This is a genomic window from Roseovarius albus (genome assembly GCF_900172335.1).
Classification (GTDB): Bacteria; Pseudomonadota; Alphaproteobacteria; order Rhodobacterales; family Rhodobacteraceae; genus Roseovarius; species Roseovarius albus.
The window spans coordinates 366,319-389,512 of sequence record NZ_FWFX01000001.1; the positions used below are offsets into that span (position 1 = coordinate 366,319).

Annotated in this window: 21 protein-coding genes and 1 tRNA gene; 9 read left to right on the plus strand and 13 right to left on the minus strand. The window is 54.8% G+C overall.

Features of this window, described 5'->3' with window-relative positions; genetic code table 11:
- Window positions 1-14 precede the first annotated feature (14 nt).
- A complete protein-coding gene (locus tag ROA7450_RS01745) occupies window positions 15-917 on the minus strand; it encodes a metal ABC transporter substrate-binding protein (RefSeq protein WP_085803903.1) in 903 nt (300 codons plus the stop codon).
- A 124-nt stretch (window positions 918-1,041) separates the two neighbouring features.
- Here ROA7450_RS01745 and ROA7450_RS01750 point away from each other — a divergent pair, with 124 nt between their 5' ends.
- On the plus strand, window positions 1,042-1,464 hold the full coding sequence (locus ROA7450_RS01750; RefSeq protein WP_085803905.1) for a Fur family transcriptional regulator: 423 nt from the start codon (window positions 1,042-1,044) through the stop codon (window positions 1,462-1,464).
- Window positions 1,465-1,564: 100 nt separating this feature from the next.
- Here the strand turns inward: ROA7450_RS01750 and ROA7450_RS01755 are convergent.
- From ROA7450_RS01755 to ROA7450_RS01775, 5 genes are all read right to left on the minus strand, one after another.
- Window positions 1,565-1,639 (minus strand) — tRNA-Glu (locus tag ROA7450_RS01755).
- Window positions 1,640-1,751: 112 nt separating this feature from the next.
- Entirely contained in the window at window positions 1,752-3,500 is a 1,749-nt protein-coding gene (gene recJ, locus ROA7450_RS01760) for a single-stranded-DNA-specific exonuclease RecJ (RefSeq protein WP_085803907.1), read from the minus strand.
- Between the two features lie 127 nt (window positions 3,501-3,627).
- Window positions 3,628-4,596 carry a class II fructose-bisphosphatase gene (gene glpX, locus ROA7450_RS01765; RefSeq protein ID WP_085803908.1) on the minus strand — a complete coding sequence of 323 codons (969 nt, stop codon included), beginning with the start codon at window positions 4,594-4,596 and terminating at the stop codon, window positions 3,628-3,630.
- Window positions 4,597-4,661: 65 nt separating this feature from the next.
- Entirely contained in the window at window positions 4,662-5,948 is a 1,287-nt protein-coding gene (locus tag ROA7450_RS01770; protein WP_085803911.1) for a homoserine dehydrogenase, read from the minus strand.
- 102 nt (window positions 5,949-6,050) lie between these two features.
- The gene (locus ROA7450_RS01775; RefSeq protein ID WP_085803913.1) at window positions 6,051-6,374 is read right to left on the minus strand and encodes a hypothetical protein; all 324 of its coding nucleotides are present in this window, start codon (window positions 6,372-6,374) and stop codon (window positions 6,051-6,053) included.
- Window positions 6,375-6,476: 102 nt separating this feature from the next.
- On the opposite strand from ROA7450_RS01775, the gene ROA7450_RS01780 reads away from it, so the two are divergent.
- Window positions 6,477-7,067 carry a TetR/AcrR family transcriptional regulator gene (locus tag ROA7450_RS01780; RefSeq protein WP_085803916.1) on the plus strand — a complete coding sequence of 197 codons (591 nt, stop codon included), beginning with the start codon at window positions 6,477-6,479 and terminating at the stop codon, window positions 7,065-7,067.
- Between the two features lie 32 nt (window positions 7,068-7,099).
- Here ROA7450_RS01780 and ROA7450_RS01785 read toward each other — a convergent pair whose 3' ends face one another.
- On the minus strand, window positions 7,100-7,309 hold the full coding sequence (locus ROA7450_RS01785) for a hypothetical protein (protein WP_085803919.1): 210 nt from the start codon (window positions 7,307-7,309) through the stop codon (window positions 7,100-7,102).
- A gap of 26 nt (window positions 7,310-7,335) precedes the next feature.
- On the opposite strand from ROA7450_RS01785, the gene ROA7450_RS01790 reads away from it, so the two are divergent.
- The 5 genes from ROA7450_RS01790 to ROA7450_RS01810 all read left to right on the plus strand — a co-directional run bounded on the left by ROA7450_RS01790 (window position 7,336) and on the right by ROA7450_RS01810 (window position 13,238).
- Window positions 7,336-9,222 (plus strand): tetratricopeptide repeat protein, encoded by a 1,887-nt coding sequence (locus ROA7450_RS01790; RefSeq protein WP_085803922.1) that lies wholly within the window; start codon window positions 7,336-7,338, stop codon window positions 9,220-9,222.
- A 197-nt stretch (window positions 9,223-9,419) separates the two neighbouring features.
- A complete protein-coding gene (locus ROA7450_RS01795) occupies window positions 9,420-10,427 on the plus strand; it encodes a C4-dicarboxylate TRAP transporter substrate-binding protein (RefSeq protein WP_085803925.1) in 1,008 nt (335 codons plus the stop codon).
- Window positions 10,428-10,500: 73 nt separating this feature from the next.
- Window positions 10,501-11,145 (plus strand): TRAP transporter small permease subunit, encoded by a 645-nt coding sequence (locus ROA7450_RS01800; RefSeq protein WP_085803928.1) that lies wholly within the window; start codon window positions 10,501-10,503, stop codon window positions 11,143-11,145.
- On the plus strand, window positions 11,145-12,545 hold the full coding sequence (locus ROA7450_RS01805; protein ID WP_085803930.1) for a TRAP transporter large permease: 1,401 nt from the start codon (window positions 11,145-11,147) through the stop codon (window positions 12,543-12,545). Before ROA7450_RS01800 ends, ROA7450_RS01805 begins: the two co-directional genes overlap by 1 nt.
- A gap of 9 nt (window positions 12,546-12,554) precedes the next feature.
- A complete protein-coding gene (locus tag ROA7450_RS01810) occupies window positions 12,555-13,238 on the plus strand; it encodes a hypothetical protein (RefSeq protein WP_085803932.1) in 684 nt (227 codons plus the stop codon).
- Window positions 13,239-13,288: 50 nt separating this feature from the next.
- Here the strand turns inward: ROA7450_RS01810 and ROA7450_RS01815 are convergent, their stop codons facing one another.
- The 3 genes from ROA7450_RS01815 to ROA7450_RS01825 all read right to left on the minus strand — a co-directional run bounded on the left by ROA7450_RS01815 (window position 13,289) and on the right by ROA7450_RS01825 (window position 15,859).
- Entirely contained in the window at window positions 13,289-13,912 is a 624-nt protein-coding gene (locus tag ROA7450_RS01815; protein ID WP_143534332.1) for an HD domain-containing protein, read from the minus strand.
- Window positions 13,912-14,790, minus strand: a complete 879-nt coding sequence (locus ROA7450_RS01820) for a phytanoyl-CoA dioxygenase family protein (protein WP_085803938.1) — start codon at window positions 14,788-14,790, stop codon at window positions 13,912-13,914. Before ROA7450_RS01820 ends, ROA7450_RS01815 begins: the two co-directional genes overlap by 1 nt.
- A 70-nt stretch (window positions 14,791-14,860) precedes the next feature.
- Window positions 14,861-15,859, minus strand: a complete 999-nt coding sequence (locus ROA7450_RS01825) for a sterol desaturase family protein (protein WP_085803941.1) — start codon at window positions 15,857-15,859, stop codon at window positions 14,861-14,863.
- Between the two features lie 109 nt (window positions 15,860-15,968).
- Between ROA7450_RS01825 and ROA7450_RS01830 the strand changes: the two genes are divergently transcribed.
- Both ROA7450_RS01830 and ROA7450_RS01835 read left to right on the plus strand, forming a co-directional pair.
- Window positions 15,969-16,868 (plus strand): LysR substrate-binding domain-containing protein, encoded by a 900-nt coding sequence (locus tag ROA7450_RS01830; protein WP_085803945.1) that lies wholly within the window; start codon window positions 15,969-15,971, stop codon window positions 16,866-16,868.
- A 56-nt stretch (window positions 16,869-16,924) separates the two neighbouring features.
- Window positions 16,925-17,713, plus strand: coding sequence for an inositol monophosphatase family protein (locus tag ROA7450_RS01835; RefSeq protein WP_085803947.1), 789 nt, complete (start codon window positions 16,925-16,927; stop codon window positions 17,711-17,713).
- Window positions 17,714-17,716: 3 nt separating this feature from the next.
- Here ROA7450_RS01835 and ROA7450_RS01840 read toward each other — a convergent pair whose 3' ends face one another.
- The 3 genes from ROA7450_RS01840 to putA all read right to left on the minus strand — a co-directional run bounded on the left by ROA7450_RS01840 (window position 17,717) and on the right by putA (window position 23,083).
- Window positions 17,717-18,700: an alpha/beta hydrolase gene (locus ROA7450_RS01840; protein WP_234999380.1), complete on the minus strand. Its 984-nt coding sequence runs from the start codon at window positions 18,698-18,700 to the stop codon at window positions 17,717-17,719.
- 149 nt (window positions 18,701-18,849) lie between these two features.
- Window positions 18,850-19,620, minus strand: coding sequence for a rhomboid family intramembrane serine protease (locus ROA7450_RS01845; RefSeq protein WP_085803951.1), 771 nt, complete (start codon window positions 19,618-19,620; stop codon window positions 18,850-18,852).
- A gap of 31 nt (window positions 19,621-19,651) precedes the next feature.
- Window positions 19,652-23,083 (minus strand): bifunctional proline dehydrogenase/L-glutamate gamma-semialdehyde dehydrogenase PutA, encoded by a 3,432-nt coding sequence (gene putA, locus ROA7450_RS01850; RefSeq protein ID WP_085804132.1) that lies wholly within the window; start codon window positions 23,081-23,083, stop codon window positions 19,652-19,654.
- Window positions 23,084-23,194: the final 111 nt, after the last annotated feature.

Consider the following 23,194-nt stretch of genomic DNA (forward strand, 5'->3'; position numbering starts at 1 on the left):
CCCTTTCTTTGCGGCTACTCGGTGGCTGCGGTCAACCCTGTGGCTACGGTTTCAGAAGTCACTTTCAGAAGGTCGAGATAGGTTGGAACCGGGCCATCCGGTCCGCTCAGAGAATCGACGTAAAGTTCGCCGCCATAGTTTGCGCCGGTTTCACGGGCGACTTGCTTGGCGGGGGCAGTGTTGACGGTGCTTTCGCAGAACACCACGGGGATATCGTTTTCGCGCACGCCGTCAATAACACCACGCACCTGCTGTGGCGTGCCGACCTGATCGGCATTCATCGGCCATAGGTATAGCTCTTTCATGGCAAAATCGCGGGCAAGGTAGCTGAACGCTCCTTCACAGGTAACCAGCCAACGTTGATCTTCGGGTATAGTTGCAATCTGCTGGCGCAGCGGTTCGATCACCGCGCGCAGCTCATCTTTGTAAGTTTCCGCATTTGCAGTATAAACCTCTGCATTCTTTGGGTCTTTCTGGGCGAAGGCGTCGCGAATGTTGTCGATGTAGATGAGCGCGTTTTCCAACCCCATCCATGCATGGGGGTTAGGTTTTCCCTCGTAGGCGCCATTCGCGATCGGGATAGGGTTGATGCCTTCGGTCAATGTGGCAGAGGGCACATCCCCAAGATTGGTCAGAAATTGTTCAAACCACAATTCAAGGTTCATTCCGTTCCACAGAATCAAATCAGCATTAGACGCGCGGACGATATCCTGCGGGGTGGGCTCGTAGCCGTGAATCTCCGCGCCCGGTTTGGTGACAGATACCACTTCGGCGGCATCCCCGGCAACATTACTGGCCATATCCGCCAAAACGGTAAAGGTGGTGACGACCTTCATCTTGTCTTCGGCAGAGGCCGCATTGGTCATTGCGACGAGGACGGCAGCGATGGAAGTGGCATGGCGCAATTTCTGAGGCATTAAGGAATCCTAGCGAAAGTGAATATGTCCGATCTCTAATTGCAAATCATTCGCATTGTCAATGCTTGTGAGAATTATTCTCATTTAACTTGCAACTTGAGAATCTATCCGCCATGTTGTTGGCATGAGTACGAAGTTTTTTATCAATAACGAGGACCAGATTCTGCGTGATACTGGTCTGCGAGTGACCAAACAGCGTTTGGCGATTGTCCGTGTCCTGTTCGAGGCGGAGGATCATCCGGATGCCGAGCAGGTCTTGGCGCGTGCCCGCGAGCGCGACGCCAGCGTCAGCCAGGCAACGACCTATCGCACCTTGGCTGCTTTGGCCGAGAAGGGGGTTTTACAGACGCATACCTTTGATGGCGGGGTTACCCGATATGAGGTCTCAAATCGCCCACATCACGACCATCTGATCGACATCGAAACTGGCGATGTGATGGAATTCGTCTCGGAAGAAATCGAACGCTTGCAAAGAAGAGTCGCGGCCGAACATGGCTATGAGATCGTCGCCCATCGGTTGGAGCTTTATTGCCGCAAGGCAAGTTGACGGTTGCGTGACAAGATCTCTCGGTGGAATTCGAATAGGCGAATCACGTCGGAGGTATTAACTTAAGACACTGGATTTTGACGGAGTCCACAAGGTGAAATGGCAGCCCGTAGGGGAATCGAACCCCTCTTTCCAGGTTGAAAACCTGGCGTCCTAACCGATAGACGAACGGGCCAGCGCCTTGTGTGAGGCGCTAATTAGGCAAAAGCGGTGAGGGGCGCAAGAGGGTATTTGCAAAAAATGTCACTTCGATGAAGATTTATTTTTTGCTCATGATTGGGGGCGTATCAATTGGCGCGTGCCGCGTCTTCCAGCATCAGTTGAACGCTCTGCCTGCCGCCCCAGGTGTTGATGCTCAGGCGTCCAGCCAAGTGGAATCGTGCGCCGCCGTGCTGTTCGAGCGCCGCCCCCAAAGGGCCATCGAAAGCGCCGAAAGCAATCGCATCTAGGCTTGCTCCCAATCCGTCGCCGAAACGTATTTTCAGGTGGTTGTCACCTACGCGCTTGGCAAAACTGATGGCCATATCGGCAAAGACATATCGCGGGCCGGGAGCGCTGGCGCCAAAAGGGCCAGCAGCCTCGATCTGGTGTAAAAGGTCGATACTCGCCGCGCCGGGCATCAGCATGCCGTCCAGTTTCAGATCGGAAGGGCCAGCCTGACCCGCGCCTTGCTTGGCCAGTAGTTCTGACAGGCGTGCCATCGCGGGTTCCAATTGATCGCGTGCAACTGTCAGACCTGCAGCCATTTTGTGACCGCCACCTTTAATCAAGAGGCCTTCGCTGGCGAGCCGTTGAATGGAAGCACCTAAATCGACCCCGCTGATTGAGCGGCCTGACCCTTTGCCCTCATCCCCATCAAAACCGATGACGATAGCAGGGCGGTTGGTTTTTTCTTTCAGGCGGCTGGCGACGATGCCTACAACGCCTGGGTGCCAACCATCTGCTGCCGCCCAGACCAGCGGGGCATCAAGGCCGCGTTCCTCAGCCTGTTCAAGTGCTGCGGTATGCACATTGGCTTCGACCTCACGGCGCTCTGCGTTCAGCTCTTCAAGACGTTCCGCAAGGGCCTTAGCTTCGTGCATATCGGTGCAGGCTAGCAGACGAGCGCCAAGGTCAGCACGGCCCACACGACCACCGGCATTGATTCGAGGGCCGAGAACAAAGCCGAGGTGGTAGGAGGTCGGAGCCGTGTCCAGCCGTGCCACATCGCTGAGCGCAACCAGTCCAACGCGCTGACGCCGGGCCATGACCTTCAAACCCTGCTGCACAAAGGCGCGGTTCACGCCGCGCAGTGGGGCGACATCTGCGACCGTGGCAAGGGCCACAAGATCCAGCATCGCCATCAGGTCCGGGCCTTTCTGACCCGCTTCGCGCAGTTGGCGCCCAACCTCGACGAGCATCAAGAACACCACGGCGGCGGCACATAGATGTGCCAGATCACCAGATTCGTCTTGCCGATTGGGGTTCACTACGACCAGAGCCGGGGGCAGGGTTTCGCCGCCAAGGTGGTGGTCGAGCACAATCACGTCTGCGCCCTCAGCAGCAGCAAGCGCCTCATGGCTGAGCGTGCCGCAATCGACGCAAATAATCAGGTCATGATCATGCGCCAACTGCTGCATGGCGGGGACATTGGGGCCGTAACCTTCGTCGATCCGGTCGGGGACATAGAGCGTGGCGTTTTGATTGCTCTGCCGTAGCCAGTCCAGCAACAGTGCGGCCGAGGTGCCTCCATCGACGTCATAATCGGCAAAGATCGCAATCCGTTCGTGCTGACGTACGGCTTGCAAAAAACGGGCAGCCGCCTTCTTCATATCCAGAATACTGCGTGGGTCTGGCAGCAGATCGCGTAGCTTTGGTTCCAGATAAGAGGCAGCGTCTTCAGGAAGAACGTCTAACCTAGCCAAAGTATGACAGAGCGGGCGGGGCAGGGCTGTTTGTTGCGCGATCGCCTCGGCCATACGGTTAATGTCCGGGGTTGGGCCGATCCATCGCCGACCTGTCAGCGAGGTTTCAATGCCAAGGAACACAGCCATCATTCGCAAAGAGCCCGCCAGCACATTGGCGAGACACTTTCTTGTAGAAATTTTACTGATAGGTTGCGCTCTCCCGTGGATGAGACAACGAAGCCCCGAGATCTCTCAACCGGAAAAAGCGCTGTTGTCATCAGTCGGCGTTGGGGTGAAAGCAGCTCAGGCGGCGGCGCTCACCGGTTTTGGAGCGCAGCAACAGTGTTTCTGTCTCAATGCCTCCATCGCGATGCTTGAGGCCGGATACGATTGAACCTTGGGTCACGCCAGTCGCTGCAAAGATCACATCATCTGTGACCAGTTCATCGCGGCTGTAGACACGGTTCAGATCGGTGATGCCTGCCTTGGCCGCGCGGCCTTTTTCGTCGTCGTTGCGGAACAACAGACGGCCCCAGATCTGACCTCCCAGACATTTCAGGGCGCCAGCGGCCAGAACACCTTCGGGTGCGCCGCCAGAGCCCATGTACATGTCGATGCCGGTCAGTTCGGCCTCGGCGCAGTGCATGACCCCGGCAACATCGCCGTCACCGATCAGGTAGATTGCAGCACCCGTTTCGCGAATTTCCTTGATCACGGTTTCATGGCGCGGACGCTCCAGAACGCAGACCGTGATGTCTGATGCGGCACAGCCTTTGGCCGCTGCCAGAGCTTCAACGCGTTCACGTGGGCTCATGTCCAGTGACACGACATCTTTCGGGTAGCCGGGGCCGATGGCGAGCTTGTCCATATACACGTCGGGGGCGTGCAGCATGGTGCCGCGAGGAGCCATGGAAATCACGGTCAGGGCGTTTGGCATCGCCTTGGCGGTGATGGTTGTACCTTCAAGCGGGTCGAGTGCGATGTCGACGCCGGGGCCATTGCCGGTACCAACCTCTTCGCCGATGAATAGCATGGGCGCTTCGTCGCGTTCACCTTCGCCGATGACAACGACGCCGTTGATGTCGAGCAGGTTCAGCTGTTCACGCATAGCGTTCACGGCCATCTGGTCGGCGGCTTTTTCGTCGCCGCGTCCGATCATGCCGGCACAGGCAATTGCGGCTTGCTCGGACACTCGGGCAAGCGCCAGTGACAGCATGTGGTCGTTAAATTCGGCTTTGGCAGACATCGTTTATCCTCAAATATTACTTCGTCCAGCTTTAGCGGGCTGGGCGGAACGGCACAAGGCCGGGGTCAGACGGTTTCGATACGCAGGGCGACGGGCGCAGCAGACAGGACATCCAACCCATCCATGGCGGTCAGGGCGGCCACAAGCGCGCTGCGTGATGTTTTGTGTGTCACGATTAGCACTGGGGCAGTATCTGTTTCATGTTGGTACTGGCGCATGCGATCGATGGAGACGCCGGCATCTCCCATGGCACTGGTCACTTTGGCCAGAGCGCCAGGCTTGTCCAGCAGCGACATGCGCAGGTAGTATGGCGCAGGGGTGTCAGCTCGTGCAGCTTTGGCCTTGGATAGTGTATTGGCAGGCTGGCCAAAGGTCGTGATCGACAGGCCGCGCGCGATATCCATGACATCCCCCATGACGGCGCTGGCGGTCGGGCCTTCTCCGGCACCAGGGCCACGTAGAACGATCTGTTCAACCTGATCGCCTTCGATCACGACCATATTGGTTCCGCCTTCGAGTTGACCGAGAGGGCTTTGTTCAGGAACAAGGCAGGGGGACATGCGCTGTTCAAGGCCGCGGCCGGTCATTTGTGCGACGCCCAGAAGTTTGATGCGGAATCCCATGTCGGCGGCTTGTTCAATGTCCTCAATGGTAATGCGCTGAATGCCTTCTAGGTGGACATTGTCAAAATCAACCTTGGTCCCAAAGGCGATGGAGGACAGTAGGGACAGTTTGTGTCCGGCATCAATGCCGCCAACGTCCAGATTTGGATCGGCTTCAAGATAGCCAAGCTGGTTGGCTTCTTCGAATACCTCATCATAGGGCAGGCCGGCCGACTGCATCCGGGTCAGGATATAATTGCAGGTGCCATTCATCACGCCCATCACGCGTGTGATGTCATTACCAGCCAGACCTTCGGTCAAGGCTTTGATTACCGGAATACCACCGGCAACTGCGGCCTCAAAACGCAGGATGCTGCCAGCTTCCTCTGCGGCTTCCGCTAGCGCCTGACCGTGGTGCGCCAGCAGGGCCTTGTTTGCGGTGACAACGTGTTTTCCTGTGGCAATTGCCGCCTCGGTCGCGGCCTTGGCCGGTCCGTCGCTTCCCCCCATCAGTTCAACAAAAACGTCAACGTCATCGCGCTTGGCTAATGCAACGGGATCATCTTCCCACGCATAGTCAGAAAGGTTCACGCCCCGATCCTTGTTACGGCTGCGGGCGGAAACCGCAACAATCTCAATCGGACGGCCAGAACGGACCGCCAAAAGATTGGCCTTTTGACGAACGATTTTGACAACTCCGGCGCCGACCGTTCCGAGGCCAGCAATTCCAAGGCGCAGGGGGGCTGTCATACACGTCTCCAGTTCAGAATAGGGTTACATCTTTGACGCGCGATTTAACGGGTCTGTGCGGTGCGTGCAACGCGGGTTTTGCATGAACTGTTCGCAAAGGTGTTATTCTTGCTCTCTCAGACGTTCTGCGCGTTCCTGTAGGCTCTCGATCCTAGTTTCCAGGGCCTCATTTACACCTGAGGGTGACTGGTTTAGCCCACCGGCACTTTGTTGCAGACCATCGCTTTGACCTTGCACTGATTCCGACGTTTCGAGCGTGATCTGATTTACGGTCGCTTGAGAGGTAATGCGCGCTGTGGGGACCAGTTCGGGATAGGGGGCTTTTTTTGCCTGATCGCTGGCTGCAGCGTCCAGTTCGGGAAATTCGTCGCAGGCACTGAGGGCCAGCAAAAGGCCGATGACAGAAATGCTGCGGTGAAACGTCATAAACGGGTCCTGATCCGGTGTGTTGTCTCCGTCATGCCACTATTTTGGCAGGAGGGGCAAGCGGGGCTTTGATTTGAACGTTCGTTCAGATAAATCTTGCTCATGGCACGTACACAAGGTTCACATTCCGATATCACCGGCCCCAAGGTCCGCGAGGCAGCGCTGCGCCTGTTCGCGCAACAGGGCTATGCGGCCGTGTCGATGCGCAAAATCGCGGCTGAAGTCGGGGTGCAGGCCGGGGCGCTTTATAATTATACGCCAGACAAGCAGTCACTACTGTTTGACCTGTTGCGGGGCCATATGGATGAATTGTTGGCTGTGCGAGCAGCGCAGCCGGTTATCAACGATCCCGTGGCCGCATTAGAAGAATTCACCCGATTTCACATCAGGTTTCACGCGAAGCGCCCTGATGCGGTGTTCATCTCATATATGGAATTGCGCAACCTTGAACCCGAAAATTTCATTAATATTGAGGGTTTGCGGCGTGACTATGAAGCGCAACTTGAAGCTATCTTGCAACGCGGAATGGCCGAAGGCCTGTTCCAAATCCCGGACCCCAGGATTGCCACGATGGCGATCATTGCGATGCTGACCGGAGTCAACACCTGGTATAGCGCCGAAGGACGTTTGAAGCTGTCCGAAATCGAAGAAATTTACTGTGACATGGTGCGTATGGCTGTTGAGATGAAGTGAGGAGAGAAAGTGCAGCACTTTGAGGCGACTAGCTAGAACAAAGTATCGCATTGAGCCCGTTTTGACATTTTTTGCTTGCCGCAAAGTTCTGCAATTTCAGGATGGAAGTTATTACCCAAATTAGTTGGTTTGTCTTCGGCGGCCTTCGCTATCCCAAATAAAGGATTCAAGGCCAAGTCTCCCTCTGCTATTTCTTGAGAACTTGTTTTGTAATTAACAAAATCGCGTTGAAGTGGTATCATTTGCGAATTAGCAAAAGAGTATTTCAATGCCGAACCATCAGGTCATTCAAGTTAGCTATGGCGAGGTTCGCCTGGTAACTGACACAAAAGAGCTGCGAGAACAGAAATTTAGCTTGAAACGGCTTTCGGAAGTCACTGTGGCGTTATGGACAATTATTTTGCGCACTGTACTCATTAGCTCGGTGTTGGCTGTGTTGACGGTCACGATAAGTGAGGTGATGCGAGACACCGTCGTGGTCGAGGAGATAGGTTTACCAAATTCGTTGATGGAAATGGGGTATTCAGGGACTGTTGCCACGCATCGCCTTTGGGATTCTACGCAATGGATCAATGATAACGCGGGCACTACTAAGGACCGAGCGTCTCTAATTGCAGATTCGCGACAACTCGAGATAACCGAACCCGGAACAGGACTGTCTCTCAGCGGATTGGCGCAGGTTATCCGTCGGCTTATCGGTCGGGAACAACCAAGAATCGCTGGTGAGTTCGTCTGCCGTGATGCAGACTGCACGATTGAGCATCTGGAACTTCGGTTGCGTATATTTCTCAACGGTTCTATGAAAGTTACCCGCGTCGGACAACTTGGTGAATTGGAAACCGAGGCGGCGATCAGTGCTTATTTTGATCAAGCGGCGCTGGCGCTACTCAAGGTAATCGACCCATACGTGCGGGCCAGCTTTCTCTATGCAGTTGAAACCGATGAATTACCTGCAAATATGATGGATCGTGCAGAGGCGTTGGTTGGAAGGTTAGGCCCATTTCCGCCGGGTGCCGATAACCCTAGGTCGATATTCGAAGCACGCGCGATAATAAGGCAAAAACATCCACAGCGGGCTTGGGCTGCAGTGTTGCTTGCCGACCATGAATACAGGGAGGGCAATCTGGAAGCAGGATTGGATTGGATTGCACAGTCTATTACTCTTGCGAACGCTGATCGTGTTCCACCGTTTCCGAACGCACATTCCATTTGGGGCAACGTACTCAGAGATCTGGAGCGTTACGAGGAGGCTATCGAAAAGTATGATGCCGCGCTGCAAATTGATCGCGAATACACCAGTGCCTACAATGGTTGGGGCAACGCACTCAGCGATCTTGGGCGTTACGAGGAGGCTATAGAAAAGTTTAGTGAGGCGTTGGAAATTGACCCCGAATACGTCTTTTCGCATGTTAATTGGGGCCGCGCACTCAGCGCTCTTGGGCGTTACGAGGAGGCTATAGCAAAGTATAGTGCGGCGTTGGAGATCGATCCCGAATTTGACTATGCCTACAACAATTGGGGCAACGCACTCAGCGCTCTTGGGCGTTATGAGGAGGCTATAGCTAAGTATAGTGCGGCGCTGGAGATCGATCCTGCACAGGAACATGCCTACTACAATTGGGTGGACATAATGACTCAACTTTTGGAGGGTGCGAGTCTAAATCTATGTGCTCGTTTCGAGCCCTTGTTCCCGCCTATCGAACAGTTTACGAACACTGTTCAGCGGGAGACCTTGTTTATTGACCTTTTCGGTGAAACGCGAGAGGCTTGCACACGGCCTAGTGCGATAGAAATCTCTGAACTGGAAGAAATAAAATTAGACGCTTTGGTAACTTTGCCAATCGAGAAACCTACATTGATATCCCCCGATGGGAAATGGATAAAAATTGTCAGTGATGTGCCGCAAGATACCACAGTGACGATAAAGCTCATATCACAAGATGGGGATCCATTTATGCAGGTTTTTGATGCCACACATTTGCTGGTGGCGGAAAATGACGATGACCCAAACAGCGTCGAATCGCTAAACTCGAAAGTAACATTAAATGTAAGGCAAGGTGCCTATCTACTACGCGTTAGAACCCTAGAATCATTTGAAAGCTCTGCCTCGGTCAATATAGAGTTTGTGGGTGTCCCGATAACACGGGACGAGTGATCGAGTTTAGATACCTCACAACACAGTGACAGGTCAAAAAAGTTACATGCAGTAGCCCCCAGTATCTTTTAACTGCTCGTAAGATTTGCCCACATGGTGGTCAATTTCCCGAACCAATAGCCCATTCCCGGTGGACAACCAAAGCGGGCTGGTAAATGATGCTTGCAAAACAAAAGCATGCATCTGGGAGGACAATCATGCGTAAACTTTTGGGCCGGACGGCCGTTGCTGCGCTTACTATGGCTTTTGCGGGCGAGGCGATGGCGACAGAATGGAATGTTTCGCTGTGGGGCAAACGCCGCGCATTTACCGAGCATGTTGAAAAACTGGCGGAACTGGTTAGCGAAAAGACAGGTGGCGAATTTACTCTGAACATCAGCTATGGTGGCCTATCGAAAAACAAGGAAAACTTGGACGGGATCGAGATAGGCGCGTTCGAGATGGCTCAATTCTGTGCCGGATATCACCGCGACAAGAACCCTTCGATTACGGTGCTTGAGCTACCGTTTCTGGGCGTGACCTCGCTTGAGCAAGAGGTGGAGTTGTCGATGGCTGTCTATCAGCATCCCGCCGCGCAAGAGGATCTGGCACGTTGGAACGCGACGCTGCTGATGCCGTCACCTTTGCCGCAGTACAATCTGGTCGGCGTAGGCGAGGCGCCTGAGTCACTGGCCGATTTCGAAGGGCTGAGCGTGCGCGCAACCGGCGGTATTGGCAACGCAATGGAAACCGTTGGAGCGGTGCCGACCTCGATGTCCGCGACCGAAGTCCGGCAAGCCATGGACAGTGGTGTGGTCAAAGCTGTTGCCTTTGCCCCTCATGCGCATATGTCCTTTGGCACGGTTGAGAATGGCACGTGGTGGACCACCAACCTGAACCCCGGCACGGTGAACTGTCCGGTGGTGGTGAACACCGATGCGCTGAACGATCTGCCTGAGGATCAACGCGCCGCGCTGCTGGGCTCGGTGGATGAAGCGCTGGCTCATTATGTTGAGAACTACAACAGCAACACCATGGCCGCTTGGGGCCCCGCTTTGGAAGAGAAGGGGATCGCACAAGTGACCTTCTCGGATGAAGAGCTTGCCGCCTTCAAAGATGCCGCAGCAGCGCCAGCAGCTGCTGCCTGGATCGAAGATAACACTGCGCGTGGTCTGCCTGCGCAAGAACTCTATGATCTTGTCACGGGCATGATTGCTAATAACTAAGTCAGCTTCATCCCTGCATTGGAGGCATCTGGTGCAGGGATAATTGTATTCAAAACAGCCTTGGAGACCAGTCATGGCAGGTTCGGCGCTTGTGCTGACAGATAATAGTGGTCTGAGCAGGATCGACCAGAAACTCTATCGCGTGGAGACCCTATTGGCCCTTCTCAGTGGTCTGGCCGTGTTTTCCCTGATGGTTCTGGCTGTCGTTTCTGTTTCTGGGCGCAACTTGTTTGGGCAGCCCTTGCCGGGTTATGTCGATTGGATTGAACAAGCGATGCCGTTGATTGCCTTTATGGGCATTGCCTATGCGCAGCGAGATGGCGGACACATCCGTATGGACATGCTTGTCGGCGCGCTACGGGGCCGGGCGCTGTATCTGGTAGAACTGATCACGACACTGGCCATTCTCGCTTTGATGCTGCTTCTGGTCTGGGGTAGTTGGTCGCATTTTCAGCGCAGCTTTGATTTTGGCGCACCACTGTGGAGTCGGGACAGTTCCATGGATATTGCTTTGCCGCTCTGGCCAGCAAAACTATTGGTGCCGGTTGCGTTTTCGGTGCTGTGCTTGCGTCTTGTCATCCAGGTTATCGCCTATGTCCGCGCCTTTTTACGCAATGATCCGATGCCTGTCGCGGTTCCCTTGGTCGTTGATGCTGCGACACAGGCCGCCATGGAGGCCGAGCATGTCTCCGGCCATGATGATGCGGAGGCGCAGTAATGGAGCCGATTGATATTGGTCTGATCGTCTCGGGCGCGATGCTTGTGCTGGTTGTGTTGGGCATGCGCGTGGCCTTTGCCGCTGCTTTGGCGGGCATGGTGGGGCTGATCTGGATTTTCTGGGCCAAATTTGGCTATGAACCTGATCGCTTTGGCAAAGCCCTGACCGTCGCGGTGAAAACCGCAGGGCAAGTGCCGCATTCCAAGATCTCCAGTCAGGCACTTAGCCTGATCCCAACTTTTATCCTGATCGGCTATCTCGCCTATTACGCCGGGCTGACCAAGGCCCTGTTTGAGGCCGCCAAGCGCTGGCTGGCTTGGGTGCCGGGCGGGTTGGCGGTGTCAACTGTGTTTGCGACTGCTGGCTTCGCTGCGGTGTCGGGCGCGTCTGTGGCGACCTCTGCCGTGTTCGCCCGCATCGCCATCCCGGAAATGCTTGCCATTGGCTATGATAAACGCTTCGCCGCCGGGGTTGTTGCCGCTGGGGGCACCTTGGCGTCTTTGATTCCACCCTCGGCCATCTTGGTGATCTACGCCATTATCGTGGAGCAGGACGTGGGCAAACTGCTGCTGGCCGGGTTTATCCCTGGGGCGTTTTCGGCGGTGGTTTACGGCCTGTTGATTATCGGCATGGCGGTGACGATCAAGGGGTTTGGCCCGCCGGTGACAGGTTTTACTTGGAAAGAGCGGTTTACCGCTTTGCCACCGGCGTTGCCCATCGTCTTTGTCGTCGTGACGATCATCTTCTTTGTCTACAATCCGTTTGGCGGCGACGCCTGGGGCACACCAACCGAGGGCGGAGCCATCGGGGCTTTTGTCGTCTTCCTGATGGCTCTTTATCGCGGGATGCGCTGGGCCGAGCTGAAAGATGCCCTGCTGGAAACCGCAAAGCTGAGCGTGATGATCTTTACCATCATCTGGGGCGTTTTGATTTATGTGCGGTTTCTGGGCTTTGCCGAATTGCCAAGCGCGTTTTCCGATTGGATCACCTCGCTCACACTGTCGCCAATGTTGATCTTGGTTTGCATCCTGCTGGCCTATGCGGTGCTGGGCATGTTCATGGATGCCATTGGCATGCTGCTGCTAACCCTGCCGGTGGTCTATCCCGCGGTGATGGCGCTGAACGGGGGAGAGGCGGTTTCGGCGGCCGACAGCACCTTTGGCATGTCCGGCCCGATGTGTGCCATCTGGTTCGGGATTCTGGTGGTGAAAATGGCCGAGTTCTGCCTGATCACCCCGCCCATCGGCCTCAACTGCTTTGTCGTTGCAGGCGTGCGTGATGACCTGTCTGTGCAGGATGTGTTCAAGGGCGTCACGCCGTTTTTCATTGCAGACGCCATTACTATTGCTCTGCTGGTGGCCTTTCCAATGATTGTGCTGTGGTTGCCGGGGCAGGTTTAGGAACTTACGATGAAATGTTATCTGTTAGACCGCGATTTCGGTTGTAAAACTGCTAGTGGCGTAAATTGGTCATTGGAACGGGATGGACCGTTTTATTCTTCTCAAGACGGACATTGGCAGCCAAGCGAGGATACCTACTACGAGCATGGCGACAACACTTGGTTTGCTTCAGGAAAAGTTTCAGAAGATAGCAAGGGGAAAATGTCCCAACTCTGGGTGCAGGTGGTTAACGCCAAAGAGTCATTCAATAATACGCATGTCATTGGCGATTACACCACTGCCGTAAAAGAGGAGGTTATTGTCGATCAGGCATTCGTTGATGTCATGACAGCACTGGAACCGGGCCTGTTTGATTTCTGGCCACATAAAAAGGTCTGGGATATCAATCACAACTGCCAGCCTTGGAACGGTCCGTTTTATTTCGCGACACTGTTGCCCACGATTGAAAGCTTTAGCCCAAATGTGACGGAAATGTTCTATCGTGAAACGGTGCAAGAAAAATACCAAGGTTCCTATTCTTTGGGCAAACATCCACCAACTATAAAAGCAAGTAGCATCGCGGGCAATCTGATCTGGCGAGACCGGTTGACCCGCAAAGTTCTCTGCACTCAACCCTTCTTAGATGTTTTGTCTCAACTCGGCGTTCATGAATGGAAGGCGTATGAGGTCAAAGTGTTGGATGATCGACACTAAATTAGCAACTTAATGAAAAAACCCCGGCGCGATGGCCGGGGTTTTGTGTTTTATACTGCGCGCTCGGCGGCGACGGCGTCATCTGTCAGGGGCACGCGTTCCCCAGAACGAATGACCGCCGGGTCATAGGGCGTGCGGGCGAAGATCTCTTCGACCATCGGCGCGAAGAATTCCAAAGGCAAGTCTTCGTATTCAGGGTCAAAGCTGGCCTGATCCCAGCGTTCGCAGAAGGTGGCGTTGTCGTCAAAATAGGCGTGACCTTGATGGCGATCACGCTTGTTTTTATCAAAGCCCTCAAGATGATGACCATAGTACAGCATCTGGAAATCACCATGCGTTTGCACCACCCATGCACATTGTTCGCGCACAAAGGGGCGCAGGATAGTGGCAGCGTATTCGTCGTGGTTATACGGCGCATAGATGTCGCCGATGTCGTGCAGCAGGGCCGAAACAATCCAGTCGATATCCGCACCATCGCGATAGGCGCGGGTGGCGGACTGCACCGAATGACCCAAGCGGGTGATCTGATAACCTGACAGGCTTTCGTCCAGATCCACCAAGGCCTTCAGCAACCTTTGCGCTGTGTGCTTGGTGTGATCGATTTCATGCGACATCAGGAATTCATACTCTTCCTTGGTGCCGTCTTTCATCTGGGTAAAGTTAACCTTGTCCATCATGCGTAGATATCCGATTTCTGGGTTGCGTTGTTCATGTAAACTTTGGCTTGTACCTGGCGTATGTGATCGTAGAGCGCCACAGCCTCTGGCGCAAAATTTTTCTTTGGGGCCTCGATATGGGTGAAGTTGCCATAACGGTCTTCCCCGCGCACCAGCATAGCGAAATCTTCCTCGGCCAGTTCCTGCGCCATATCGGGGCGCAGATAGCGCACAACACAGGCAATCCGACGGTCGTCTGAGATATTCGGGCCTGATCCGTGAATGGTCAGCCCGTGATGCAGGCTCATCTGACCAGGGTGGATCTCAATCGAGACTTTGTCGGCGGGATCGACCTCAACCTTCACCTCTTGCCCGCGGCTGAGCAGGTTGTTGTCATCAAAGGTATCTGCGTGGGGCAGGATCGGGTTCTTGTGGCTGCCACGCACGAAGTCCATGCAGCCCGACTCTGGCGTGGCTGCAGAAAGCGGGATCCAGGCTGTGACCAGCCCGTCTATGGCCCCCATGCCCCAATAAGTCAGATCCTGATGCATCGACACAATGTGGTCGGTGTGCGGTTCCTTGGCGAAGAACTCGACCGAATAGATCATGATATCGGGGCCTATGATGCCCTCGATCACGTCCAGCACCGCCGGGTTGCTGGCGATCTCGGCAGCGAAGGGCATGACGACATGGGCATTCACGCGTTTGTAATTGTTCAACGCCAGCGGCAGATCGGCATCCAGCCAGTCGCGTTCAATCGCCTCGAATTCCGCACGCGCCTGCAACGCATGTTCGCGGGATATCGCGGGCAGGGGAAACAGATAGCCGTCGCTCCAATATTGATCTTTCAGGCCTTGGCTCAGTTTGCCGCTCTCTAGTTCAAGTGTGTCGAGCATGATGTTCCTCATACGCTTTGAAACGGACACAGGCGGGTAGCTTAGACCCGCCTGCGAAATTGTGAAGTGCTTACTGTGTCGACCAGATTTTGCGCCGCCGTTCTTTGACCAGTTCGTTGCCTTCGTCGGTGCCGTCGTGGAAGGTATTGAACCACTCGTCCCAAGGTGTTTCGTAGGTGCCGTAGTTGCAGTCAAAAAACTTGTGATGGAGTTGGTGATAGAAATCTCCGATCTCGAGCTTGGCTGTCTTACCTAATTTGATGTTTTCAAATCCGGCATGTGAAGTCGGCGCGCCGATCACGTGGTGGAAGATCAGGAACAGCACGTGCACGGGGTTGGCGGCCAGCAGGAAGAAGATCATCGTGTCAAAGAACAGAAAGAAGCTTTCGATAGGGTGCATCGCCAGACCAGACCAAGGGCCTGTATTGATGTTTTTGTGATGCCAGGCGTGCACCCAGGTATAGAGTTTACCAACGTGCAGCAGGCGGTGCAGGAAATAGAAATGCAAGCCTGCCCAGATTGGGATCAAAACGATCAACGTGATAAACCAGACCGGGTTGCTGTCAAAGGTGATCATCGTGGCCCAGCCATTGGCATAGGCATACCACATCAGTGATTCCCAAAGGGTCGCGAACAAGAGCGCTGGGCCAAGCGTCCAGAACATGTTGTCCCAGACCTGATTTTTGAAATAGAAAACCTTGGCCCCTTTGGCCATTGGGCGCATGTCGTAGCGATATTCATCTTGCTGGGTGCGAAACTTCCACAATGCAAGGTGCAGGCCGCCTGCGATGACCAGCAAGATCACCAGATCGCGCAGCCAAATTTCAAAGATCCAGTCAAAGCTCAGCGTTTTTGTGCGCTCCAGATCTGGACTGAACCATGTGACAACAACGAACGCCATGATCAGAATGAAGAAACGCTGCGCCACAGGATTCCAGCTTTTCAGCAGATACTTGGCCGAGGCGAGCGGTTTCAGGGGCCAATCCCAGTATGGAGAGGTTTTGAGCGGCAGTTCTGGCGTGTAGTTCCAGATTTTGCGGCGGGGTGGGCGAGTGTTGGTGTCGGCCATCGTGGCGGTCTCCGCAGTCTAAATGTTCAAACCGGATTAAAAGGAAGGCATGAATTTGCACAGCAATAGGTCTGGACGCCCAGGGTAAGTTTTGCTTACCCTGCCTCGCATGACTGTTGCGATCCCCTCATTGAATTGGCTGCGCGTGTTTGAAGCCGCTGCGCGATATGAAAGCTTTGCCCGTGCGGCAACGCAGCTCAACATGTCTTCTGCGGCAGTCAGCCAGCAGGTGCGTGCGTTGGAAGATCGCTTGGGCCAGCAGCTGTTTGAACGCCACGCGCATGCGGTGACCCTCACAGATGCAGGGCGCGCATATCTACCCTCAGTCCAGCAGGCGTTGCTGACATTGGAAAGCGCAACAGAAGGACTTTTTGGAACCAAGCCGGATCAGCAACTCTTTCTAAGTGTAATATATATATTCGCCCAAGGGGTGTTGGGGCCTGGCTATCAGGAATTTTTGAATCAACACCCCGAGGTGCAACTGCACTTAAGTACCGGGATTCATAGCTCCGAGGTCATGCAAAGCTATGCAGATATGCAGATCGTCTTCGGTGCGCCACAAGCGCATGGCGCTGAAGGAGATTTCTTACTAGGGGAGAAGCTCTATCCGGTCGCTACGCCTGAAATTGCTGCAAAGATAAAGCACCCATCGGATCTGCTGAATCACAAGCTTATCGATGTCGCAACGCATCGTGCTGGGTGGGCGAGCGTGTTTGACCACCTGGATATCGTGCCGACCTCCGCACGATATTGCTATGTGGATAGTACCAATGTGGGCATAGTCTTAGCGGCTCAAGGAGTAGGGGTCGCTCTCATGCGTGCGCCAGCAACAGATTGGTCGATGAAAGAAGCCGGATTGGTGCCCTGTCTCGATATGGAACCAGTCGAGGGGCGGGAGGCCTATCACCTGATTTACCCGTCTCGCGCGGCGCTCAGACCTGCGGCAAGGGTGTTTCGCGAGTGGTTATTGGAGTGGTGTGCCGAGTTTGCTGTGCGCAAGGCCTTGTAAGGTTAGAAGTCGGGCGCTATACGCGCGGCTTGAACCCCGAAACAGGAGCCTCAGCCATGGTTGGCAGTGCTAATCTGAACATCATGATCAAAGCCGCGCGCAAAGCGGGCCGATCATTGATCAAGGACTTCCGCGAAGTGGAAAATCTGCAAACCTCGATGAAAGGTCCGGGCGATTTTGTCAGCCGCGCAGATCTGGCGGCCGAAGCAATCCTGAAAGAGGAATTGATGGGCGCCCGCCCTACCTATGGATGGTTGGCCGAAGAGGGTGGTGAAGAGGCCGGACAAGATCCGACCCGTCGCTGGATCGTTGATCCGCTGGATGGCACGACAAACTTTTTGCATGGGCTTCCACATTGGGCGGTTTCGATTGCGTTGGAGCACAAAGGTCAGGTTGTGGCTGGCGTTGTGTTTGATGCTGCCAAGGACGAGATGTATTTGGCCGAAAAAGGCGAAGGCGCTTTTATGAACGAAACCCGTCTTCGGGTTTCGGGCCGCAATAAGATGATTGAATCAATCTTTGCCACTGGTTTGCCCTACGGCGGGCGCAGTGATTTGCCAGAAACACTGCAGGATCTGGCACGTTTGATGCCGGCTTGCGCTGGGGTGCGTCGTTGGGGTTCTGCCGCGCTCGACATGGCTTATGTGGCCGCAGGCCGGTACGACGGATTTTGGGAGCGCCGCCTGAAACCTTGGGATTTGGCTGCAGGCATTATCATCGTCCGCGAAGCAGGTGGTTTTGTTCAGCCAATGGACCCAACCGGCGACATTCTGGCCGACGGCGAAGTAATCTGCGCCAACGAGCCTATTTTTGATAAATTTGCTGGCGTGATCCGCAAAGCCTAAGCGTTACTCTGTCGGCAGCAGTGACCAGAGATTGTCGCCAACGTAGAGCATGTTACTGCGTTCGTGCGGGCGTTTACCTTCATTTAGAAGTTGGTTCAAATCGTCCCCAACCTCTTGATTGTAAACATGATAGAGATGCCCTGTGGGGCTGCGGACAGGCAATTCACTCAGGTCAATCACCTCGACACCTTCCAAACTGGCAACATCATTGCCCGTCTCACCCAGCCGTGCATAACCGTGTACCGTGGCCGACAGAGCGAGGGGGCGATCCGCTTTGGCCACATAGACAGTGATATCGCTGACGATGGGGCGGATGCGGGGCAGAAGTCGCGCGAAAATCTCAAAATCCATATCCGGTGCGAGCAACACCAATTCGCCTAATCGAATGTCTGGTTTTCGTAGTGCGACCTCATTAAGTGCCAGAGCCATACCACGCCCGCCGAGGCTGTGCCCTGCCAGATTTACACCTTGAGGGCCGAATGTTTCTTCCATTTCGAATATGGCATCCGCCAAGTCCGGCACGCTCCAATAAAGATCGGATTCGTCATGTGTGTAATTCAATAGGTCCCCGTCGGACGGCCAACTGAACCAAAGGAAACGTCCCTGTAGTTTGGCGTTTTCTTGCATGATAGTGGCGCGGCGACAGCCCTTTTCAAAATCAATATAGAAGCCATGCGTATAGAGCAGGGGAGCGTTGTCGGGCGAAGTTTCTTGTAGAGTTTCCATGACCGAATCTGGTGTTCCGCTGCGGACATCATCAACCCGCAAGATCTCCTCGGGGATATGAAATGGGGCAGCTTCCGTGACTGTTTCGGGAAGCCCGAGCCAACGCTCACCAATATCGCACCATCCGGCCTTGAGCGGACCGCGTTCTTTGCCGAAATATGGGTCCCGATCATTTGCACTCGTTTCGTTTCGCACGGTCAGGAATGGAATGCCTCGTTGCTGCTCTGCCTGTTGTGCGGATGCGGGTGCGGAAATGGACATACAGCCAATCTGCACTGTGAGAGCAGCGATGAAGGTGAGTGATTTTTGAGAAATTTTTTTAGTATCTAGGAACATGAAGCTCTCTTTGTAGAGATATGATATTATTTGTTTTAAGTGTCTTGAGTATTTACTCATTGAGTGGGCAAATTTTACCGGGTGTTCCATGGACCTCTCCTTGTCGGGCGTTTGACCGTGGGGACACGCGTGCGGCTTAGCTTGTAGGTGGCTTCGGGATGTGGTGGGTGCCCATGTGTTGTTTGCCAGAACTTTGGGCCGCCCAGTCGGAGAAAGAAGGGCAAACACAAGATCGCGCCGATTACGAACCCGCCAGAATGCGCCCAGTAGGCCACGCCGCCGCCTGTAGGGTCAGAGTTAAAGCTGCCGAAGATTTGCATCGCGAACCAAACGGCTAATACTCCCCAGGCGGGGATGCTGAGAATGCGGAAAAATACGATCAGAATGACCAGAACATCGACCCGTGCCTTGGGAAAGAGCAAGAGATACCCGCCCATCACACCGGCAATGGCGCCTGACGCCCCAACCGTGGGAACTGGAGACATAGGGGCTGAGAGGTAATGCGCAAAGCCAGCCCCGACGCCGCAGGCTAGATAAAACAGAAGATAAGGAATGTGTCCCATTTTATCTTCGAGATTATCGCCGAAGATCCACAAAAACAGCATGTTACCACCTAAGTGCATCCAGCCACCATGCAGGAACATTGAACTGATGAAGGTATGGTAGTCGCCGCCTTGCTGCACGAAGGCCGGAATCATTGCCCAGTCGAAAAAGAACTGATTGAGCGCACGCGGGTCGTTGAACAAGGGCCAATAGCTGATGAAGATCAGAATATTTAGCGCAATCAACGCATAGGTAACATAGGGGGTTCGACCTGATGGATTGTGATCGCGCAAAGGAAACATGGGGCCACGTTGGCCCCATGTCTGATTAAGGTCAAGACATACCGCCCAGAAGCGCGGCGTTGCCGCCCGCGGCGGTGGTATCGACACAAACATGGCGTTCATGCCGGGCATGTCCAAGATCCGGTTTACCGGTGATCACCGGTAGAATCGGACCCTCGCGGCGAGACAATGCTTGGGCATAGCTGCGGCCAGTGTCTACGTCGCCCCACCATAGAACGCCGGAGATATCAGACAGCGTCGTCAACGCTTCGGCCTCAATCTGGCCGTCGGTTACAACAGGTACGCCCCCCAGATCAGAAACCGCTTTCGCTTGCGCCTTCGATAACTCAGTCCCCGGACCCGCACAAATCAGGGCGGGGCGGGCATGGGTGGTTAGGCGGTTTGATTCACCTGTTGGGCCGGGCAGCAATCGATCGTTGCGGGCAGGAGCCTGTTGCGCATTGGCCTGCGCAACCAATTTACCAAGGGAATCTGTGGCCATGGTTTGTGTCCACGGGTCTTCCGATTGCGTGGCTGGGCGTGCGGTGTAGCGCGTTAGATAGTTTGGACCGCCTGCCTTTGGCCCCGTTCCGGAAAGTCCCTCACCACCAAAGGGTTGCGAGCCGACAATCGCGCCGATCTGGTTGCGGTTTACGTAGATGTTGCCCGCGCCAACAGCTTCGGTCACGTGCTGAACCCGGTCGTCGATCCGGGTCATCAAGCCAAAAGTTAGGCCGTAACCGGTCGCGTTGATATCACCAATGATTTTGTCCAGTTCTTGAGATTTAAAGGTCGCAACATGCAACACAGGGCCAAAGATCTCGCGCTTCATATCGCCGATGCCATTCACCCGGATCAGAGTAGGCGCAATGAACCGGCCACTATTGGGCGTGGCTATCTCATGCATCAGTCGGCCTTCGCTGCGTGCGGTTTGAATATGGACCGCAATGCCTGACCAAGCCAATTCGTCAATCACCGGACCGCAATCGGTTGAAAGCTGCCAAGGTTGTCCTACACTCAGAGCGTCCATCGCACCGGTCAGCATTTGGATGAACGGCTTGGCAATGTCCTCTTGTACATAGAGGCAACGCAGTGCTGAACAGCGCTGACCGGCAGATTGGAAGGCCGATTCAACGATGGCCTGTACCGCCTGTTCGGGCAGGGCGGTGGAATCAACGATCATTGCGTTAAGGCCACCGGTTTCAGCGATGAGCGGCGCGCCGGGAGCTAAGTTCTCGGCCATGGCTGCGCGGATTTTCATCGCCGTAGCCGTCGAGCCAGTAAAGGCCACGCCGTCCACGCGCGGATCGGAGGTGAGAGCCGCACCAACTGATCCCGCACCGGGGAGCAATTGCAGTGCTGCTTTTGGAACACCCGCCTGATGCATCAAGGAAATGGCAAAATGTGAAATCAGCGGTGTTTGTTCCGCTGGTTTTGACAAAACGGCATTGCCGGCTGCCAGGGCCGCGCTGATCTGGCCGGTAAAAATAGCCAATGGGAAGTTCCAGGGGCTGATGCAGGTAAAGGTGCCAACAGGTGCGGCATCGGGGATATTGGCGCCGTAGTAGCGCAGAAAATCAACCGCTTCGCGCAGTTCAGCCACGGCATCGGGCATGGATTTTCCAGCCTCACGCGCCAAAAGAGCGAACAGTTGCCCGAAGTTTTCCTCATAAAGATCGGCCACTTTGTTTAGGATGGCTTTGCGTTCTTCAGCAGGCGCATTCCACGGAGCAGCATAGGTCAATGCGGTCTCAATATCCTCCTCCGAAGCACTGGCGACTGTACCGGGCGAGTCGCCCGAATCTGCGGGGTTTTCCACCGCTTCGGGCGCATTCGGATTTGCCGCGCGTGCCAACAGTGGTTCCGACGTCCATTTGTGCGATTTAAACGGTGCGCGCGCTGCTTCGATCCCGTCAAGCGTTGGCAGGTGGGCCAGATCAAATCCTATCGAGTTGATCCGCTCAGGTTGGTAAAGCTCGGGTCCGGTTGGCAGCTTTACGGCGTGATCCTTATAGGTTTCAAACGGATCACGTGCCACCTCCTCGGCTGGAACATCTTCGTCTACGATCTGGTTTACAAAGCTGGAGTTCGCACCGTTTTCTAGCAGGCGGCGAACCAGATAGGCGAGCAGATCGCGGTGTGCTCCGACCGGAGCATAGATACGACAGCGCGTGCCGTGCCCATCCAGAACGAGGCCGTGCAATGCCTCGCCCATGCCGTGCAAGCGTTGGAATTCAAAGGTGGATTTATCTATTGCCATGTCCAGAATCGCAGCCACAGTGTGGGCGTTATGCGTCGCAAACTGTGGATAGATCCGATCAGTCATATCCAGCAATTTGCGCGCATTGGCGATATAGGAAATGTCGGTTGCCGCCTTCGAGGTGAAGACCGGAAAGCCATCAATGCCTTCGACCTGTGCGCGCTTCACTTCGGTATCCCAGTAAGCGCCCTTGACCAGACGCACCATGATTTTGCGATCCAGGCGATCTGCCAAATCATAAAGGAAATCGAGCGCAAGCCCCGCGCGTTGCCCGTAGGCCTGAACGACAACACCAAAGCCGTCCCAACCAGCGAGCGCAGGCTCGGACAGGGTGGCTTCGATTACTTCAAGCGACAAGGACAGGCGGTCTGCCTCTTCGGCGTCGATGTTCAAACCCATGCCAGCTGACTTTGCCAACAAGGCGAGGCTGCGCAGACGTGGCATCAGCACATTCATCACCTGATCACGTTGGGCAACTTCATACCGTGGATGCAGGGCCGACAGCTTGACCGAGATACCCGGGTTGGCGCGGATGTCATCATTGGTACAGGCCTGCGCAATTGCGGTGATCGCGCGGGAATAGGCAAGGTGATAGCGGGTTGCGTCAGTATCAGTGCGGGCGGCTTCCCCCAGCATATCATAGGAATAGGTGTAGCCCTTTTTCTCCATCCCTTCGGCGCGGTCCATGGCCGAAGTGATGGTTTCACCCAAAACGAACTGGCGCCCCATTTCTTTCATCGCACGGCCAACTGCGGTGCGGATCACCGGCTCGCCCAAACGTTTGATGGCACTGCGCAAATGTCCGACAGGGCCGGGTTGATCTTCTTTTAGGACCTTGCCGGTCAACATCAGCGCCCAAGTTGAGGCGTTCACCAATGATGATGTTGAATGCCCCATATGCTTGCCCCAATCAGAGGGCGCAATTTTGTCTTCGATCAAGGCATCAATGGTATCCGCATCCGGTACCCGCAACAGGGCCTCTGCCAGACACATCAGGGCGATGCCTTCATCCGTCGAAAGGCCATATTCCGCCAGAAAGACCTCCATCATGCCGGGGTTGGTCTGATTGCGAATGTCGCGCACAAGGCCAGCAGCACTGGAGCAAATGCGGGCACGGTCCTCTGCACTAAGGCCGGCCTCTTCGATTAACCTAGCAACGGTCGAGGACTCATCGGCATAGGTGGCGTGGTCGATGTTGATTTGTGGATCGGAGGCAGAAGACATTGGAAACCCCATCATGAAAGTGAATTGACCCATGATAGCAGCGTAAAGTAAGTGAAACTTCCTGAATTATGAGGTATTGAAGTCGAAGTGATTGTTAATTTTAGGAAATGA

Excerpts from the sequence above, each read along its gene's own strand:
- ROA7450_RS01745 (WP_085803903.1), bottom strand. The coding sequence starts at position 917 with ATGCCTCAGAAATTGCGCCATGCCACTTCCATCGCTGCCGTCCTCGTC.
- ROA7450_RS01750 (WP_085803905.1), top strand. The coding sequence starts at position 1,042 with ATGAGTACGAAGTTTTTTATCAATAACGAGGACCAGATTCTGCGTGAT.
- recJ (WP_085803907.1), bottom strand. The coding sequence starts at position 3,500 with ATGATGGCTGTGTTCCTTGGCATTGAAACCTCGCTGACAGGTCGGCGA.
- glpX (WP_085803908.1), bottom strand. The coding sequence starts at position 4,596 with ATGTCTGCCAAAGCCGAATTTAACGACCACATGCTGTCACTGGCGCTT.
- ROA7450_RS01770 (WP_085803911.1), bottom strand. The coding sequence starts at position 5,948 with ATGACAGCCCCCCTGCGCCTTGGAATTGCTGGCCTCGGAACGGTCGGC.
- ROA7450_RS01775 (WP_085803913.1), bottom strand. The coding sequence starts at position 6,374 with ATGACGTTTCACCGCAGCATTTCTGTCATCGGCCTTTTGCTGGCCCTC.
- ROA7450_RS01780 (WP_085803916.1), top strand. The coding sequence starts at position 6,477 with ATGGCACGTACACAAGGTTCACATTCCGATATCACCGGCCCCAAGGTC.
- ROA7450_RS01785 (WP_085803919.1), bottom strand. The coding sequence starts at position 7,309 with ATGATACCACTTCAACGCGATTTTGTTAATTACAAAACAAGTTCTCAA.
- ROA7450_RS01790 (WP_085803922.1), top strand. The coding sequence starts at position 7,336 with ATGCCGAACCATCAGGTCATTCAAGTTAGCTATGGCGAGGTTCGCCTG.
- ROA7450_RS01795 (WP_085803925.1), top strand. The coding sequence starts at position 9,420 with ATGCGTAAACTTTTGGGCCGGACGGCCGTTGCTGCGCTTACTATGGCT.
- ROA7450_RS01800 (WP_085803928.1), top strand. The coding sequence starts at position 10,501 with ATGGCAGGTTCGGCGCTTGTGCTGACAGATAATAGTGGTCTGAGCAGG.
- ROA7450_RS01805 (WP_085803930.1), top strand. The coding sequence starts at position 11,145 with ATGGAGCCGATTGATATTGGTCTGATCGTCTCGGGCGCGATGCTTGTG.
- ROA7450_RS01810 (WP_085803932.1), top strand. The coding sequence starts at position 12,555 with ATGAAATGTTATCTGTTAGACCGCGATTTCGGTTGTAAAACTGCTAGT.
- ROA7450_RS01815 (WP_143534332.1), bottom strand. The coding sequence starts at position 13,912 with ATGGACAAGGTTAACTTTACCCAGATGAAAGACGGCACCAAGGAAGAG.
- ROA7450_RS01820 (WP_085803938.1), bottom strand. The coding sequence starts at position 14,790 with ATGCTCGACACACTTGAACTAGAGAGCGGCAAACTGAGCCAAGGCCTG.
- ROA7450_RS01825 (WP_085803941.1), bottom strand. The coding sequence starts at position 15,859 with ATGGCCGACACCAACACTCGCCCACCCCGCCGCAAAATCTGGAACTAC.
- ROA7450_RS01830 (WP_085803945.1), top strand. The coding sequence starts at position 15,969 with ATGACTGTTGCGATCCCCTCATTGAATTGGCTGCGCGTGTTTGAAGCC.
- ROA7450_RS01835 (WP_085803947.1), top strand. The coding sequence starts at position 16,925 with ATGGTTGGCAGTGCTAATCTGAACATCATGATCAAAGCCGCGCGCAAA.
- ROA7450_RS01840 (WP_234999380.1), bottom strand. The coding sequence starts at position 18,700 with ATGTCCATTTCCGCACCCGCATCCGCACAACAGGCAGAGCAGCAACGA.
- ROA7450_RS01845 (WP_085803951.1), bottom strand. The coding sequence starts at position 19,620 with ATGTTTCCTTTGCGCGATCACAATCCATCAGGTCGAACCCCCTATGTT.
- putA (WP_085804132.1), bottom strand. The coding sequence starts at position 23,083 with ATGTCTTCTGCCTCCGATCCACAAATCAACATCGACCACGCCACCTAT.